We start from the raw sequence: 15,665 nt of genomic DNA, 5'->3' as shown, positions 1-15,665 counted from the left end.
CACCACTCGACCGGGCGTGCCCGCGCGTCGGCCACAGGCGCGCGCGGGCACGCCCACCCACACCACCTGCCAGCACCGGTTCGAAGGAGTACCTGGTGGACGTCGCACTCGCCCGAGCCTGGGTCGAGGCCATCGCCGAGGCCATCGATCAGCACACCGACCAGCTGACCCAGCTGGACTCGGCCGTCGGCGACGCCGATCACGGCGCGAACATGCGCCGTGGGTTCACCGCCGTGCGGGCCGCCCTCGCCGAGTTCCCGGCCGAGACACCGGGCGATGTCCTGGTCCGAACCGGCAGCACCCTCGTGTCGAGCGTCGGCGGCGCCTCCGGTCCCTTGTACGGCAGCGCATTCCGCGCGATCGGCAAGGTGCTGACCGGGCCGGTCGCCGATGCCGGACAGGTTCTGTCCGGGCTGACCGATGGACTGGCGGCCGTGCAGCGGCTCGGCGCCGCGGTGCCCGGCGACAAGACCATTGTGGACGCTTACACCCCGGCAGTCGCGGCCTTCGAGCAGGAACTGTGGGACGGCGGCGACCTCCGCGCAGCCGCGGCCCGTGCCGCGGACGCCGCCGAGGAGGGCATGCGTGCGACGAGCGCATTGCAGGCTCGCAAGGGCCGGGCCTCCTATCTGGGGTCACGCAGCGTCGGCCACCAGGATCCGGGCGCCACCTCGACGGCGTTGGTCTTCCGTGCCCTCGCCGAGGTGACGGCTCGATGAACCGAACCGTCTACAGCGGAATCTCGGCTTCGCCCGGCACGGCCTTGGGGATCGCTTTCCGGGCTGACCGCGCCCAGACCGAGACGCTGCCGCACCGGCGGACCGACGATCCGGTCGGTCAGATCACCGAAGCCTTCGAGGCCGTCGCCCGGCGCATGCACGACCTCGCGGAATCCCTTCGCGCACAAGGACAAGCCGAGCAGGCCGACATCATGGAGGTCGCCGGCTACATCGCCGCCGACAACGACCTGCGCACGCTCGCGATCGACCACGCCGAGCGGGGCAGCCCCACCACGGTCGCCATCAAACGCGCCGTGGACAGCTACGCCACCACGCTGGCGACACTGGACGACCCGGTGCTCGCCGAACGCGCCACCGACGTGCGCCAGATCGGTCGCCGTGCGCTGGCCTGGCTGCACGGGGACAGCGACGACGACATCGATGGGCCACTTGTGCTTCTCGCGCACGAGATCGGTGCCGCTGACCTACTCGAACCGCACGCCCCGGTGGTCGCGGCCGCGTCCGTGGTCGGCGGTCCCAACTCGCACGCCGCGATCGTCGCCCGCTCGCTGGGAATTCCCCTGCTGCTGGGGATCGACGAGGCGGCTCTGCGTTGCCCTGATGGCGTCGAAGTGCTGGTCGATGCGGCGGCCCTCGTCTTCACGCCCGAGCCGGCCGAGCGCCAGGCCGCGGTGACAGCGATGGACGGCGCCCGTGCCCGCAAGGCGACGCTCGTCGCCGAGCGCGGCTTGCCCAGCGTGACCCGAAGTGGACGTCGAATCGTGTTGCGGGCCAACATCGCGACGCCGAGTGACGCGCAGGCCGCGCTGACCGCCGGTGCCGATGGCGTCGGCCTGTTGCGGACCGAACTCCCGTTCCTCGACGCGCGCAGTTGGCCCAGCTACGCCCAGCACACCGCTGCCCTCGTGCCGATCTTCCGGTGTCTGGCGGGCCAGTCGGTCACCGTGCGCACCCTCGACTACGCCGACGACAAGCTGCCGCCGTTCCTGACCAATGGCCGTTCGGACCAACGACTCGGCCGAGGTCTTCCTCATGCTCGCCGAGCCGGACGCCTTCGCCGACCAGTTCCGCGCGATCCTGACCGCCGGCGCCGCCACCGATCTGAAGATCATGATCCCGATGATCGCCTCCGCCGTCGAACTGGCGGTCTGCCGTGACCTGCTGACCAAGGCCGCCGCCGACGTCGGTGTCACGCCGCCACCGCTCGGCGCCATGATCGAGCTACCGGAGGCGGTCGCCGACATCGAGGCCATCGCCGCGGCGGCGGACTTCCTGTCCATCGGCAGCAACGATCTCACGTGCCAGATCCTCGGACTGGACCGGCGCGATCCCGCCGCCACACCGGCTATGGCCGCCCATCCCGACGTGCAGCAGGCCATCGCGGCGGTCGTTGCCGCCGCCCACCAGCACGGGTTGTTGGTCTCGGTCTGCGGGGACGCCGCCGCCCACGCCGACGTGATCCCGCTGCTGGTCGCCGTCGGCTGCGACATCCTCTCGGTGGCCCCCAGCGTTGTGGACGAGGTCCGCGCCCGCGTTCGCCAACTCGAGTGAAGTGCCCGTGACACAAAGGAAACGGCAACGCCGGCAAAGCGGACCAACGCATTCCCGACCGGCTGCCCTTCAGTGCTAGGTCGCGGTGAAGCGCAGCCGCCGGCGGCGACGGGGTTCACCGTCGGGGACCATGACTACTTCGACAGGCCCGGCTCCGGTCCGGGTCAACGTGCTCGACCACGGCGCTGTCCCGGACGGGGTGACGGACTGCACCGCGGCGTTCCAGGCGGCGGTGGACGCGATCGACAACGACGTCAACTACGGCGGCGGCATCGTCTATGTGCCGGCGGCGCCGAACGTGATCGACAAGGACGGGAAGGTCGTCGGGCAGGGCCGATACCGGCTCGACCGCTCGGTGATCGTCGACAAGAGCCGGGTCCGGATCGTCGGCGACGACGCGAGGCGGTCGGTGATCTCGACCAGCGCGATGACCCCGGCGTTCATCTTCGGCCTCTACCGGGGCACCCGGACGACGCCGATGAGCACGGGCCACTGGGCCGATCTCTCGGGGATCCTGGACGACTCGGTGGGGCAGCGGTGGGGATATCGCCTGGCCGCGGACGGTGAACGGGTCACGGTTTCGCTGCCGGCGTCGCCGTTCGCGCTCGGGCCGACGATCGGCGGTTCGCGGATCGCCGTGGACAACTGGGCGTCGGTGTCGCAGCTGACGCTGGACTTCGTGGTGCAGAACAACAGTCCCGGCCCCTGGGTGGATTTCCAGCCGTTGTTCGGCATGGTCGATTTCGACGGGCGACCGGCGCCCTGGTACGCCCAGGTGCGGGTGGCCGGCACACAGACGTACGTGCGGTTCTGCTTCCGGACGACCGATGGCCTGTACCGGGAACTGGGCATTCCGTTCGACGGCAGCGAGCCGCTGCTGCGTTGTTCCCTTCAGCTGGACCTGGCCGATCCGGCCGGCGCCGCGGCGTGGGTCGGTCACACGGCTCGTTCGGCGGCGCTGGTGCAGGTTCCTGTCGACACCAGTCAGCTCAACGACTTCATGCCGGGCACGCCGCTGAGCTTCGTGGCCAACGACGCCTCGCCGTTCCAACTCGGTGTCCTGAGCCCGGCGCAGGGCAGTTGGCGGCCGGCCGGTGCGATCAATTCACCGAATCCCGGGCAGGACCTCACCTTTGCCGCGCTCCGGCTCACCGCGGCGCCGCGGTACGTCGTGGAAACCCTGACACCGGGCGCGAATCCGCCGCAGAAGACGCTGTCGGGCCGGCAGCAGACCGACCTCGACCTGCTCGTCCCGCAGGACGGCGGATTCGCCACCCTGCCCATGGACGAGGCCGTGCGGATGAACCCGACCAGCGGCGGGGCGGACAAAACCGCGCTGCGGCCGGACTTCACCATCCCCTGGTGCTCCGACCTCATCGACCGTGGCTACGGCCTGCTGGTGTCGAACCTCAACGATGTCGAAGGCGCATACGGGGACAACATCTCGTACAACGCCATCGAACACCTGACCATCCAGGCCGATCGGGTCAACATCGGCAAGGACAGCACCGGGAAGCGGGTTCCGGTCAACGTCACCTTCAAGCCGTACGGCCAGGCCGTCGCGCTCGGGTTGGTCTACTACTTCAGCATGAAGGACGTGGTCGTCGAGGATTACGCGCAGGGTCTGAGCGCCTACCACCTCGGCGTCGCCTACACGATCAACGTGCGGGACTGCGAGTTCAACGGCCAGAGCGACACCGGCATCTACGGCTACGGCTGGATGTTCCGCGGCGACAACCTCGGGTTCAGCAGTTACGGCCGGTCGGCGATCACCGCCGTCCGCAGCGGGCTGACGGTCCGCGACGTCTTCGTCAGCCCGAGCAATTCGCCGGACTGCGAGGCGCCGGTGCGGCTCTACGAGCCGAACGTCGTACAGTTCGACAACTTCGCCTTCGATCTGGAGACCACGTCGGTCCGTGACAGCTACTTCCGGATCACGCTGGCTTCGGACGTCGGGCTGCCGCAGTTGACCATCCGGGACTGCCAGGGTGGCCTCATCGAACCCGGCGCGGCCTACGTGCGGTTGATCTCCCAGGACCGCAACGCCGGCATCGCCACGTCCGGTCGGCCCGGCGGGTGGTGCAGCATCGAGCGGTCGTTCACGGAGTACGTCGTGCCGGACGTCCAGGCCTTGGTCGCGGTCGACGGCCCGTTGTGGCAGGGCACCTTCACCGGCCTGCCGCCCGACCGGCCGGAGCTCGTCACCACCACCGCCCGGGTCGGCGCGTCGGCGCGGATCGGGGTCGGCGGGATCGTCCCGCCCGCCTTGACCGTGCCCGCCCCGGTCGCCGGCGATCCGTTGCTCACCTTGCCCGGGCTCGTCGCCTACTTCCGGGCGGACGGGGCACAGAACCCGAACCCCGCCGACCCGCCGCATCCCTTGGCGGCTCAGGACGGCATGACCTTCGTCGAGCTCGCCGACCACGCTTCGCCCCAGCGGGTGGCCAAGCTGGCCACGGGAACCACCCCCGCCGTCTACCGGGCCAATGTGATCAACGGCTTGCCCGCGTTGTCCTTCACCGCCGGCAACTACACCCTCCCGATGCCCACGACCACGTCCGGCGAGGCCACCGTGTTCTTGGTCAGCCGTGGCCAGCCTTTCCTCCAAACCGGCAACCTCTGGATGTCCGGCCACTACTGGGGCGTGGCGAACGTCGGCGGCTACGGCACCGCCGTCAACGCCGCCGGATCCGACACCGCGTGGATCGTGCATGCCTTGCGGTACACCGTCCGTGCCAACCCGACCGCCCGGGTCTTGCAGACCTGGGCCAACGGCCAGCCGTACGACACCAAGCGCTTCGACGGCATGCAGGACGTCAACTGGACCGCGTTCTCCCTGGGCAGCGGCGGCGGCCTGGAGTTCACCGGCGAGCTGTCCACCGCCGTGTTCTTCGACGTCGCGCTGACCGACGCGCAGGTCGAGCTGGTCAACCGCTACCTGCTGCACCGGCACCGGATCGCCGTCTGACCGCCGCGTCGACCTGCGGAAGCGCCATTCCGCAGGTCGACGCACTGCGCGTCGGTTGGACCTTGCACCGAGCCGTCGGCAGCACGGATCGATCGGTATCCGCCGGCAGAGCGTGACGCTCACTCGATAGGCCGAACCCCGGCAAGCGCCCGTCACATCTCGACGCCGCGGCCGATGTATCTCGCCGGGAGCTTGGCGGCCGAGGAGGGGCCATGGTTGCGCGCGACGGCGACACGAACAACAACCAGAACGGTGAGGTCAACGGCCCCGTCGTGCAGGCCGGCACCATCCAGGGGCCGGTGACCATCAATTCGCAGCGCCCCGCGGGTGAACACTGGCCTGTCGATGGCCGGGCTTTCCACGCGCCGGACTTGTTCGTCGCCCGCACGAAAGAACTGGCGTTGCTCGACACTATCGGTGTGGCCCAGGATGACAACACTCCGCCGGATGTGGTCTTCGTGTGCGGACCACCGGGCGTGGGAAAGACGGCGCTGGCCTTGCGGTGGGCCTGCGATCCGGCACGAACTGAGCGTTACCCGGACGGTGTGATCGTGCTCGAGATGCGCGGGTACTCGGGAGAACAGCCGATCCGCGAGCTGGGTGCACTCAAGCAGCTCCGAGCGCAGCTGGGATCTGATGGGCCCGAACGAGGCGATGGGCCAGAAGCGGCGTTGGAGTTCAAGAGCATCCTCGCCGACCGCAAAGTGATCATCGTCCTCGACGATGTTGCCGACGCCGACCTCATCCGGGAACTGCTGCCGGCTCGTGGTGGCGCGCTGATCATCATCACCCGGCGGGGTGGCCCACCGGGCCAGTTCACCACGCCTGGTGTTCGGCAGGTGCATACGCTGAGGCTCACCAGGATGCAGCCACCGGATGCCATGAACCTGCTGAAGGCGGCCATCGGTGATCCCCGTGACTTCGACGAGGAATCCGCGCGCGCTGTGCTCGACTACGCGTGTGGGCTGCCGATCGCGTTGTGCATCGTGGCCTCTCTGGTGTCGAACGATGAACTCGGAATGACGCTGGCCTCGCTGGAGCGCGAACTCAGCGGTCGACAGACGGCGTTGAAGGTCTTCGACGCCTGGGTGTCGAGCGAGGGCAGGCTGGAGAGGATCTTCGAGACGTCCTACGAGAAGTTGGACGACGATGCCAGGAGGCTCTTCCGGCTGCTGGCCGAGCATGTCGGACGCCCGGTGACCGTGTACAGCGCCGCACTGGTCGCGGGCACAGACTTGCTGGAGGCGGCTCGGCTGCTGTTGAAGCTTGTCAACGTCGGTCTCCTTGAGACGGACGCGCCGAGCTTCGCGATGCTGGATCTTGCCCGTGATTACGGGCGGGCGCTGGCCAAGGCCGACGACGCTGGTGTCCACCGAGCGACCGTCAATCGGTTGCTGGACGGGTACTACCTGGCCGTGAACCACGCATTTGATGTGGTCAACAAGAGGAACCCCATGGCCGACACGCGGGCCTTGGACGCTTGGCCGGCCAGAGATGAGACATCCTGGCACATTGGTCGTAACGATGCCGAAGTCAGTCAATGGCTGGAAAGTCAGTACCTCAACCTGGTGGCGCTGGTCCGTGCGGGCTGTGCCGCCTCGCCGCCGCACGCGGGTGCTGCGCGCCTGGCGTTCTCTCTCTTCTATCTCCTCGAACGAGGTGGTTATTGGACTTCCTGGTCGGAGATCACGGCTCGCGGACTGCAAGTCGCGAAGGCGACCGGTGACCGCCGTACCTATGCTCTGCTGCTGCGTAATCAGGCTCGGATCGGCATGGTTCGCCTGCGAAACCTGGCCGACAGCATTCGAACGGAGGTGAGCGACGAGGCCGTGCGAGCTCGGGCCCGTAGTGATTGCATCGGCGTCACGCGGGCGTTCAAGCGTAGTCGTCGGATGGCGGCCCATCTGGGGCCGGAACTTGCGCTCACTCTCGCCCGTGAGATCGCGGACACGAAACTGTTGTTGGCCAGACTCGACCAGTCGACAACCTCGTTACGCCGCGCGGAGAAGGCCTACCGTGCGGTCGAGAAAAAGCTTTGCGCCCTGCCGGACAACGAGAACCCGATCGCTTCGCTCAGCGTGCCGCTCAGCGAAGTGCACCGCTGCCAAGGGCGCTTCGACGAAGCGCAGAAACGGCTGGACACCGCGCTGTCCTACGCCTGGCCGATCGGCGAAAACGGGACGAGAACGGTCAGGCACGCTGGCACGTGCGGTTATGCCCTCGTACGACAGACTGAGTTGTACATCGCCCAGCGCGACGTCAAGGCTGCGCTGGACGCCATCGGCAGTGCGATCGAAGTCTTTCGTGACCATGGCATGGCCATCCCTGAGGCCAGGGCGTTGGCGCTCGCTGCTGACCTGTGTGTGTCGACCGGCGATCAGCGGGGTGCTGCGGACGCGTTGGAACGCAGCTATGAGATTCTTCGCGACAAGAGTTCACCGGAAGCCGCGGTCGTCCGGCAGCGCCTGGACGTCGTGCGGGGTTCCGGTCCGATCCCCCCGGCCTCGAACGGATCCGACACGTGGTGACCGCGAGCCTGTCCGATAGTGACTTCCGTGTACTCGCCGGCCTGATGGCCGGCCCGCACGGCCGCCCGGTCTCGCCCGGTGACCCGGCGCGGCTGCTCGTCGTCTTCTCCTGTGCCGATGCCGAGGTCGGCCGGGCCGCGGCGCAACTGTACGCCGAGGGCTTGGTCCGGCACATCGTATTCTCCGGCGGTATCGGCAAAGACTCTGGCGGTCTCGCCGGGTTGGGGATCTCCGAGGCCGCGTTCCTCGCCTCCGTGGCCATCGCTGACGGCCTGCCGCCGACGGCCGTGACGCTGGAGGAATCCGCCTGCAATGGCCGGGAGAACGCCGTCCGATCCCTAACCCTGGCCGCCGAGAAACATTTGGTGGGCGACGGCGATCGAGTCGCAGGGCTCGCACCGACGCAGCGCAGTCGCCGTTTGTTCGAGGAACTCCGCTATCAAGCCGCGGCCCTCCGATGCCCCGGTGTGGTGGACGCTGGTTTCGCCAGCGGCGCGATCGATCCGGCCGCGGCGGACATACGGGCCGAGCTGTTGGGCGAGCTTCGAGGTCTGCACGAAATGCACGACCGGTCGCCGCAGCGGATCTTCCGGCTGGACGAATTCCAGTCCGGCGGAACGCACTTCGGCCTTGTCCGCCGGGCAGGTCTCGGTTAGCGGGGTGGTAACGTCCACAATGGACGATTTCAGGTGGGCCATTCGTTGTCGAGGATGCTGAACACGTCAGAGTCGCGCCAGCCGTCGCGGAGCAGGAGGGTGTGCCGCAGCCGGCCTTCGTAGGTCATGCCGAGGCGGCGGAGAAGGCGGGCGGAGCCGAGGTTGCGGGGATCGCAGGTGGCGTGGATTCGGTGCAGGTTCAGTTGCCCGAAGCCGACGGCCAGCAACGCATTGCCGATGCTGGTGCCGAGACCGCGACCCCAGAGGTCAGGATGCACGCCATACGCGATCTCGCCCTGTCGGTGGCCAACGCTGTGGATCTTCACCTCGCCGGAGCCGATCGGCTGCCCGTCCACGCACGAGAGGAACACCCAGCGCTCCCGCGGAGTACGGGACCAGGCGTCGATCGCGGCCCGCACGTGCGCCCGCGATTCCTCCTCGGTGTTCGGCCCCCACGGCTGGAAACGGCAGAACTGCGGCAGGCTGCCCCAAGAGTGCACTGCGGGCCAGTCGTTCGGCGTCACCGGGCGCAAGGTCAACCTGCTCATCACCGGATCGTCTCACCGGGCGCCAAGCCGTTTTCCCGGTGGGACAACGGCATCAGTCCCAGTGGTTGAACAGGATCTCGCCGACGGTGGCGGGACGCCAGTGGCGGATCTGGCGGTGTTCGGCCGCGTCCAGCAGGGAGAGGTCGGCGCGGCTGACGGGGGTGTGCAAGTCCTCGGCGGTGAGGGCCTCGAAGCCGGGGAAGGACGGGACCAGTTCGGGGCGGGAGACGAAGGTCAATGAGCAGTCGATGAGGGGAACGGTGACGAAGGCGATCAACGGCAGCAGCTCATGGCAGATGACGCCGAGATCACCGGCGGGGAGCCGGAGGGTGAGCAGGTGGAAGTTGGGGGTGACGCCTGCCGATTGGAAAGACACGACAGGACCGACCGAATACCCGAGCGACTTGAAGGTGCGAACGTTGACGGGCGGCGTGGCGGAGGCGGACCAGAAGCCGGTGGCGCCGCGAGGCAGTTGCACGGGACCGACGGTAGCCGTACGGATATGGGACTGCCCCGGACCAGGGGGTAGGTGCCGGGGCAGTCGTGCTCGCCTCCGTCATGGGGGGAGGGACGGGGCGCGCGGCTACCAGGGTACGACCACCGGGCGAGTTTCACCGGATCGGCGCTCAATTGCCGGTATCGCTGCTGATCAACGCGTTGTACCGTGCCGTGCATGGGTCGAGGACCTGACATGGGCGGCGACGAGGAAGACGAAGAGCTGCTCCCGGACTACCGCGAACCCCGCACGGTGTGTCACCTGTGCGGCGGCGTCGGCGAGATCGCGCACCCGGTGCTGGGCGTGCTCGGCGGAGTGCCGAGGACGGTGAACGCGGGCCGCGTCTGCTTCCTGTGCGAAGGGGACTCGGCGCTGCCGGGACTGTGCCCGCCGCTCTAGGCGACGTCGGCCGGGAACAGCCGGGGCGCGAACTCGGGGATCGCGGAACCGATTGCGGTGGCCACACCGGAACTAAGGTCCAACGACTCCAACTGGGTCGTGACGGGCTGGTGGATGCTGATGGGGTGGCTGTGCCGCAACAGGTAGAGCCGCCCGGGCTGCCGCACGGAGTAGGCGAGCCCGGCGACGGACGGCAACGACACGTCGAGCAGGGAGTACGTCCGCCGAGCGCCGGAAGACAGGTCGACGGTGACCACCTGCGTCGGCACGGTCGGCGACGGCGCGGAGATGCCGAAGGCGAAGGACCGGCCGCCGGGGGACAGCACGCCGGAGGCGAAGTCGACACCGGTGAACCAGGCGTCGGGCAACGCTTTGAACTGGCCGTGCTTGAGCAGCCAGTAGCCGGCGAAGGTGTGCACGAGGGCGACGCCGTCGGCGCTGAGCTGGAAACCGTCGGCGATGCTGCCGTCGGGGGCCTGCAACGGCGCGAACTGGCCGCCCCGAGCAGCGGAGACGACGGTGCCGGACTCGGTGACGGAGTAGATCCGGTCGTCCCCGTAGGCCAGCGGGAAGCGGATGTCGGAAACGCCGAAGCGCAGGGCGCCCTCGTACTGCGCGGACATGAAACCGAGCCCGCCGAGCGCGGCGGGGTAGGTGGCCAACACGTGCGGTCGCGTGAACGGCAACGCTGGGTAACCACGAAGCACGTAGCCGCCGTCGACCGGCTCCATGGTGATGATCTCGGTGCCGGCCGGCGAAAGATCGATGGGCACCTCGGCGGCGTGCACGGTGATCCGCAGCGGCGCGACCCACTTGGCCTGCGCGGAACCGATGCCGAGGGTGAGAGTCCTTGTGCCGTCGGCATTGTCGACGTCCAGGTCGAGCCCGTCGAACAGGAACCGCGACCCGGCCCGCGAGGCCCCGCTGACGAAGGTCGAGGTGCTGACGGCCGTTCCGAAGCGCAAATTCCGCGGCACGCGGTTGTCCTCGACGGCCACGCTGCCGTCGCTGCCGTAGACACGGAGCGTGGTGCCGCCGACCTCGTAGTGCTCGGCGGTGCCGAGCACGTGCTCATCGCACACGGGAGCGGCCTGGGCGACACCGGAGGTGACCAGCAGCAGGGCGGCGACCGCCGACAGGAGCTTCACAGGTGATGACCGTAGTGGATCACCACCGCCCGTCTGGCAGGCTTGCGGCCATGAGCCTTGTCCTGCTTCGTCACGGTGAGAGCGTCTGGAACGCCGAGAACCTGTTCACCGGTTGGGTGGACGTGCCCCTGTCCGAGAAGGGGCTCGCGGAGGCCAAGCGCGGCGGTGAGCTGCTGAAGTCCGCCGGCCTGCTGCCCGACGTGCTGCACACCTCGCTGCTGCGCCGTGCCATCTCGACGGCCAACATCGCGCTGGACGCCGCCGACCGGCACTGGATCCCGGTCCGCCGCGACTGGCGCCTCAACGAGCGGCACTACGGCGCCCTCCAGGGCAAGAACAAGAAGCAGACCCTGGACGAGTACGGCGAGGAGCAGTTCATGCTCTGGCGCCGCTCGTACGACACCCCGCCGCCGGAGATCGAGCTGGGCAGCGAGTTCAGCCAGGACGCCGACCCGCGCTACGCCGACCTCGGCCCCACGGCCCCGCGCACGGAGTGCCTGAAGGACGTCGTCACCCGCCTGCTGCCGTACTGGGAGTCGGCGATCGTGCCGGACCTCAAGGCCGGCAAGACGGTGCTGGTCGCGGCGCACGGCAACTCGCTGCGGGCCCTGGTCAAGCACCTGGACGGCGTCTCCGACGACGCGATCGCCAAGCTGAACATCCCGACCGGCATCCCGCTGCGCTACGACCTGGACGAGAACCTGCGGCCGGTCACGCCGGGCGGCACCTACCTCGACCCGGACGCGGCCGCCGACGCCATCAAGGCCGTCGCCAACCAGGGACGCTGAGCCCAGAGCTGATCAAACGCGGGGCCGCCAACGGCGTCGGCCCTAACGCACGCCCAGGTCACGGGCCCGCAGCCCGGCCTGGAACCGGGAGTCGGCCTCGAGCAGCTCCATCAGCTCGGCCACCCGCCGCCGGTACGTCCGCAGCGACAGCCCGAGCTTGCGCGCCGACGCCTCGTCGGTCAGCCCGCTGCCGAGCATCTGGGCAACCTCGCGGTTGCGCTCGTCCAGGGCCGGCCCGTCGAACTCGGCCAGGTCGACGCCGGAGTCCCAGGTTGCCTCGAAAAGCATGGCCAGCCCGGCGACCACGTCCGGCGCCTGCACGATGGCGTAGTTGCGCACGCCGTCGACCGGCGGACCGGCGGTGATCGCGATGCGCCGGTCGATGATGATCGTCTCGTGGGACATCGGGGTGCGGGAGATCCGGATCCCCACGCCGATCTCGGCCAGCCGGGTCAATTCCTCGGCCTCCACCAGCACTTCGGCGTTGTAGACCTTGCGCACCCGCACGCCGGTCGCCAGGCGCCGGCGCATCCGGTCGATGAGCCCGGCCCGCGACTCCAACACGCCCCAGGTGGACATGTCCTGTGCGGCGCAGGTGAACTCGCTCTTGGCCATGAACAGGTGCTGAGCCCGGGCCAGCAGCTCCTGCTCCCCGTGCAGGACGACGACGTGCTCCACGATGTCAGTCTCCGCCATCGTGGACACTTCTGGCCAACCATGGGCGTTCGCCCGCCGCGAAGGCCAGGCTTGGGTCATGACTTCGAACATCTCCGCCACCAAGGCAGGGCACTGGGAGCTCGGCGGACGGTCGATTGCGCGGCTCGGCTACGGCACGATGCGGCTGACCGGCCCGAACATCATGGGCCCGCCCCGTGATCACGACGAGGCGATCGCCGTGCTGCGGCGGGCCGTCGAGCTGGGCGTCAACCACATCGACACCAGCGACTACTACGGCCCGTACGTGGCCAACGAGCTGCTCCGCGAGGCCCTGCACCCGTACAACGACGACATCGTGCTGGTCACGAAGGTCGGCGCCCGCCGCACGCCGGACGGCGGCTGGCCGGAGGCGCTGACGCCGGACGAGCTGCGCGAGGCCGTGCACGACAACCTCAAGCGGCTCGGCGTCGACCAGATCGGCGTGGTCAACCTCCGCATGCCGGGCTTCGCCCAGCCCGAGGACCGTTCCGTCGAGGAGCCGTTCACGGTGCTGGCCCAGCTGCGGGAGCAGGGCCTGATCGGCGAGCTCGGTGTGAGCAACGTCACTGCCGACATGCTGGCTGAGGCCCAGAAGATCGCGCCGGTTGTCTGCGTGCAGAACCTCTACAACATCGCCAACCGGGGCGACGAGGCGCTCGTCCGCATCTGCGCCGAGCAGGGCATCGCCTACGTGCCGTTCTTCCCGCTCGGCGGCTTCGAGCTGGTCGACGACCCCCGCCTGAAGGCCATCGCCGAGCAGTACAACGCCACGGTGCCGCAGGTCGCGCTGGCCTGGCTGCTCCAGCGTTCGCCGAACCTGCTGGCCATCCCGGGCACGTCGTCGCTGGCCCACCTGGAGGAGAACGTCGCCGGCGCGTCGCTGCGCCTGTCGGCCGACGACGTCGCCACCCTCGACGCCATCGCCTGACGTTCATCCACCCGAGTGGCCCAGTTGTCACATGCGCTTCCTATGTGGCGTCCAATGCCACGTAGGAAGCGCATGTGTCATCGCTAGGACACGAGTGGGTGAACGGGAGCTGACGGCCCGTGGAACAGTGCCGTTCGGAGGTGTCACCGGTGTCACGGTTGCTGGTCGAGGGGTAGGCCGGCAGGCCCCTGACCTGCTTACGATGCGTCTCGTGACCGCATCGGGCTATCTCGCCCTGTCGATCGGCCTACTGGTGATCGGCTTGCTGGTTGGTTCCCTCATCGGCCGCGCGTCGGCCAGACGGGCCGCGTCGCAGCCGGTCGTGCTGACCGTTTCCGACCTCGTCCAACGCGTCGTGCACTCCGCGCACAACGGCGTGGTCGTCCTCAACCACTTCGGCGACGTCGTGCTGCACAACCCGCGCGCCGCGGCCCTTGGCGTGGTCCGGGGCAGCCAGGTCGACGACCGGGCCCGCAAGGCGGCCGAGCTGGTCGCCGCGTCAGGCGAGGTGATGGAGGTCGACCTGTCGCCGTTGCAGTCGCGCGGCGGCCGGCAGCCCGAGGCGGTGCGCGGCGAGGTCCGGCCGCTGGGCGACGGCTTCACCGTGGTCGACGCCAGCGACGAATCCGAGGCCGTCCGGCTGGAGGCGATCCGCCGCGACTTCGTGGCCAACGTCAGCCACGAGCTCAAGACCCCGGTCGGCGCGCTGGCGCTGCTGGCCGAAGCCGTCCTGGATGCGGCCGACGACCAGGTCGAGGTGCGCCGGTTCAGCAGCAAGATCCTGCACGAGGCGACCCGGCTGGGCCGGCTGGTCACGGAGCTGATCGCGCTGTCCCGGCTCCAGGGGGCCGAGCAGCTGCCGGAGCTGACGCCGATCGGCGTGGACGAGGTCGTCCGCGAGGCGCTGGGCCGCAGTCGGCTGGCCGCCGAGTCGGCCGGCATCGAGATCACCGTGGACGACACCAGCGACCTCGTCGTCGACGGCGACCGGACGCTGCTGGTCACGGCCCTGAGCAACCTGCTGGACAACGCCATCGCCTACTCGCAGCCGGGCAGCCCGGTGTCGGTCAGCCGCCGCACCGAGGACGGCTTCGTGGAGATCGCGGTCACCGACCGCGGCATGGGCATCGCCCCCGACCAGCAGCACCGCGTGTTCGAGCGGTTCTACCGGGCCGACCCGGCCCGATCACGCATGACCGGCGGCACGGGTCTCGGGCTGGCCATCGTCAAGCACATCGCCGTGAACCACGGCGGCGAGGTGAAGCTGTGGAGTCTGCCCGGCACCGGGTCGACCTTCACGCTGCGGATCCCGGCCCACGGCGCGCCCGCGCCGCGGGACGGCGATGAACCGGATGCAACGCGGCCCGAACCGGCCGTGGACAGGAACAACGGGCACGTCCCGACCGGAGACACCAGGCTCGTCCCGACCGGGGCCGACGGTGCCGATGCCGTTGACGGCGATCATGGAGGAAAAGCATGACCAGGGTGTTGATCGTCGAGGACGAGGAATCCTTCGCCGACCCGCTGGCCTTCCTGCTGCGCAAGGAGGGCTTCACCGCCGCACTGGCCGGCACCGGCCAGGAGGCGCTCGAGGAGTTCGACCGCAACGGCGCCGACATCGTGCTGCTCGACCTGATGCTGCCCGGCATGAGCGGCACCGACGTGTGCAAGGCGCTGCGCCAGCGCTCGGCCGTGCCGGTGATCATGGTCACGGCCCGGGACAGCGAGATCGACAAGGTCGTCGGCCTCGAGCTCGGCGCCGACGACTACGTCACCAAGCCGTACTCGGCCCGTGAGCTGATCGCCCGCATCCGGGCCGTGCTGCGCCGCGGCGGCGAGTCCGAGGAGCTGCTGCCGCAGGTCCTGGAGGCCGGGCCGGTGCGGATGGACGTCGAGCGGCACGTGGTGACCGTCGACGGCGCCGAGGTCTCGCTGCCGCTCAAGGAGTTCGACCTGCTGGAGTACCTGCTGCGCAACGTCGGCCGGGTACTGACCAGGGGCCAGCTCATCGACCGGGTGTGGGGCGCGGACTACGTCGGCGACACCAAGACGCTGGACGTGCACGTCAAGCGGCTGCGGTCCAAGATCGAACCGGATCCGTCGGCCCCGCAGCACCTGGTCACCGTGCGCGGGCTCGGCTACAAGTTCGAGTCCTGATCCCGCGACGTCCCCCAGCCGGTGGAAGCGCTTCACCGGATGGGGGATTACGGGATTGTCAC

At 69.1% G+C, this 15,665-nt stretch carries 15 protein-coding genes; 11 read left to right on the top strand and 4 right to left on the bottom strand.

Translation table 11 applies throughout. From position 1 onward, the window contains the following. Nucleotides 1-95: 95 nt before the first annotated feature. The 6 genes from dhaL to M3Q35_RS31560 all read left to right on the top strand — a co-directional run bounded on the left by dhaL (nucleotide 96) and on the right by M3Q35_RS31560 (nucleotide 8,443). Nucleotides 96-719 carry a dihydroxyacetone kinase subunit DhaL gene (gene dhaL, locus M3Q35_RS31585; RefSeq protein WP_273936187.1) on the top strand — a complete coding sequence of 208 codons (624 nt, stop codon included), beginning with the start codon at nucleotides 96-98 and terminating at the stop codon, nucleotides 717-719. After that, nucleotides 716-1,897 carry a putative PEP-binding protein gene (locus M3Q35_RS31580; protein WP_273936186.1) on the top strand — a complete coding sequence of 394 codons (1,182 nt, stop codon included), beginning with the start codon at nucleotides 716-718 and terminating at the stop codon, nucleotides 1,895-1,897. The genes dhaL and M3Q35_RS31580 overlap by 4 nt, the downstream gene beginning before the upstream one ends. Further along, a complete protein-coding gene (locus M3Q35_RS31575) occupies nucleotides 1,815-2,291 on the top strand; it encodes an aldolase/citrate lyase family protein (protein WP_273944531.1) in 477 nt (158 codons plus the stop codon). Before M3Q35_RS31580 ends, M3Q35_RS31575 begins: the two co-directional genes overlap by 83 nt. Nucleotides 2,292-2,421: 130 nt before the next feature. Next, the gene (locus M3Q35_RS31570) at nucleotides 2,422-5,259 is read left to right on the top strand and encodes a glycosyl hydrolase family 28-related protein (protein WP_273936185.1); all 2,838 of its coding nucleotides are present in this window, start codon (nucleotides 2,422-2,424) and stop codon (nucleotides 5,257-5,259) included. 212 nt (nucleotides 5,260-5,471) lie between these two features. Further along, the gene (locus tag M3Q35_RS31565) at nucleotides 5,472-7,787 is read left to right on the top strand and encodes an NB-ARC domain-containing protein (RefSeq protein ID WP_273936184.1); all 2,316 of its coding nucleotides are present in this window, start codon (nucleotides 5,472-5,474) and stop codon (nucleotides 7,785-7,787) included. After that, nucleotides 7,781-8,443: a YdcF family protein gene (locus tag M3Q35_RS31560; RefSeq protein ID WP_273936183.1), complete on the top strand. Its 663-nt coding sequence runs from the start codon at nucleotides 7,781-7,783 to the stop codon at nucleotides 8,441-8,443. Before M3Q35_RS31565 ends, M3Q35_RS31560 begins: the two co-directional genes overlap by 7 nt. A gap of 29 nt (nucleotides 8,444-8,472) precedes the next feature. Here M3Q35_RS31560 and M3Q35_RS31555 read toward each other — a convergent pair whose 3' ends face one another. After that, nucleotides 8,473-8,991 (bottom strand): GNAT family N-acetyltransferase, encoded by a 519-nt coding sequence (locus tag M3Q35_RS31555; RefSeq protein ID WP_273936182.1) that lies wholly within the window; start codon nucleotides 8,989-8,991, stop codon nucleotides 8,473-8,475. Nucleotides 8,992-9,043: 52 nt separating this feature from the next. After that, nucleotides 9,044-9,469, bottom strand: a complete 426-nt coding sequence (locus M3Q35_RS31550) for a hypothetical protein (RefSeq protein ID WP_273936181.1) — start codon at nucleotides 9,467-9,469, stop codon at nucleotides 9,044-9,046. A gap of 195 nt (nucleotides 9,470-9,664) precedes the next feature. Between M3Q35_RS31550 and M3Q35_RS31545 the strand changes: the two genes are divergently transcribed. Continuing rightward, nucleotides 9,665-9,886, top strand: a complete 222-nt coding sequence (locus M3Q35_RS31545; protein WP_273936180.1) for a hypothetical protein — start codon at nucleotides 9,665-9,667, stop codon at nucleotides 9,884-9,886. Here M3Q35_RS31545 and M3Q35_RS31540 read toward each other — a convergent pair. Further along, complete coding sequence (locus M3Q35_RS31540) at nucleotides 9,883-11,034, bottom strand: hypothetical protein (protein WP_273936179.1); 1,152 nt, start codon at nucleotides 11,032-11,034, stop codon at nucleotides 9,883-9,885. The two genes, M3Q35_RS31545 and M3Q35_RS31540, sit on opposite strands and share 4 nt — an antisense overlap. Before the next feature lie 50 nt (nucleotides 11,035-11,084). Here M3Q35_RS31540 and M3Q35_RS31535 point away from each other — a divergent pair, with 50 nt between their 5' ends. Then, the gene (locus M3Q35_RS31535) at nucleotides 11,085-11,822 is read left to right on the top strand and encodes a phosphoglyceromutase (protein ID WP_273936178.1); all 738 of its coding nucleotides are present in this window, start codon (nucleotides 11,085-11,087) and stop codon (nucleotides 11,820-11,822) included. A 42-nt stretch (nucleotides 11,823-11,864) separates the two neighbouring features. Here the strand turns inward: M3Q35_RS31535 and M3Q35_RS31530 are convergent, their stop codons facing one another. Beyond that, nucleotides 11,865-12,518, bottom strand: coding sequence for a helix-turn-helix transcriptional regulator (locus M3Q35_RS31530; protein ID WP_273936177.1), 654 nt, complete (start codon nucleotides 12,516-12,518; stop codon nucleotides 11,865-11,867). 58 nt (nucleotides 12,519-12,576) lie between these two features. Here M3Q35_RS31530 and M3Q35_RS31525 point away from each other — a divergent pair, with 58 nt between their 5' ends. The 3 genes from M3Q35_RS31525 to M3Q35_RS31515 all read left to right on the top strand — a co-directional run bounded on the left by M3Q35_RS31525 (nucleotide 12,577) and on the right by M3Q35_RS31515 (nucleotide 15,603). After that, nucleotides 12,577-13,446 carry an oxidoreductase gene (locus M3Q35_RS31525; RefSeq protein WP_273936176.1) on the top strand — a complete coding sequence of 290 codons (870 nt, stop codon included), beginning with the start codon at nucleotides 12,577-12,579 and terminating at the stop codon, nucleotides 13,444-13,446. A 211-nt stretch (nucleotides 13,447-13,657) separates the two neighbouring features. Further along, nucleotides 13,658-14,926, top strand: coding sequence for a sensor histidine kinase (locus M3Q35_RS31520; RefSeq protein ID WP_379794223.1), 1,269 nt, complete (start codon nucleotides 13,658-13,660; stop codon nucleotides 14,924-14,926). Continuing rightward, nucleotides 14,923-15,603, top strand: coding sequence for a response regulator transcription factor (locus tag M3Q35_RS31515; protein WP_043721293.1), 681 nt, complete (start codon nucleotides 14,923-14,925; stop codon nucleotides 15,601-15,603). The genes M3Q35_RS31520 and M3Q35_RS31515 overlap by 4 nt, the downstream gene beginning before the upstream one ends. Nucleotides 15,604-15,665: the final 62 nt, after the last annotated feature.

The organism is Kutzneria chonburiensis, assembly GCF_028622115.1.
Taxonomy (GTDB): Bacteria; Actinomycetota; Actinomycetes; order Mycobacteriales; family Pseudonocardiaceae; genus Kutzneria; species Kutzneria chonburiensis.
This window is presented reverse-complemented; position numbering and strand designations above follow the sequence as displayed.

Bases quoted from the DNA above. Each gene is read 5' to 3' on its own strand.
- M3Q35_RS31580 (WP_273936186.1), top strand. From the start codon at position 716: ATGAACCGAACCGTCTACAGCGGAATCTCGGCTTCGCCCGGCACGGCC.
- M3Q35_RS31570 (WP_273936185.1), top strand. From the start codon at position 2,422: ATGACTACTTCGACAGGCCCGGCTCCGGTCCGGGTCAACGTGCTCGAC.
- M3Q35_RS31565 (WP_273936184.1), top strand. From the start codon at position 5,472: ATGGTTGCGCGCGACGGCGACACGAACAACAACCAGAACGGTGAGGTC.
- M3Q35_RS31555 (WP_273936182.1), bottom strand. From the start codon at position 8,991: ATGAGCAGGTTGACCTTGCGCCCGGTGACGCCGAACGACTGGCCCGCA.
- M3Q35_RS31545 (WP_273936180.1), top strand. From the start codon at position 9,665: ATGGGTCGAGGACCTGACATGGGCGGCGACGAGGAAGACGAAGAGCTG.
- M3Q35_RS31535 (WP_273936178.1), top strand. From the start codon at position 11,085: ATGAGCCTTGTCCTGCTTCGTCACGGTGAGAGCGTCTGGAACGCCGAG.
- M3Q35_RS31530 (WP_273936177.1), bottom strand. From the start codon at position 12,518: ATGGCGGAGACTGACATCGTGGAGCACGTCGTCGTCCTGCACGGGGAG.
- M3Q35_RS31525 (WP_273936176.1), top strand. From the start codon at position 12,577: ATGACTTCGAACATCTCCGCCACCAAGGCAGGGCACTGGGAGCTCGGC.
- M3Q35_RS31515 (WP_043721293.1), top strand. From the start codon at position 14,923: ATGACCAGGGTGTTGATCGTCGAGGACGAGGAATCCTTCGCCGACCCG.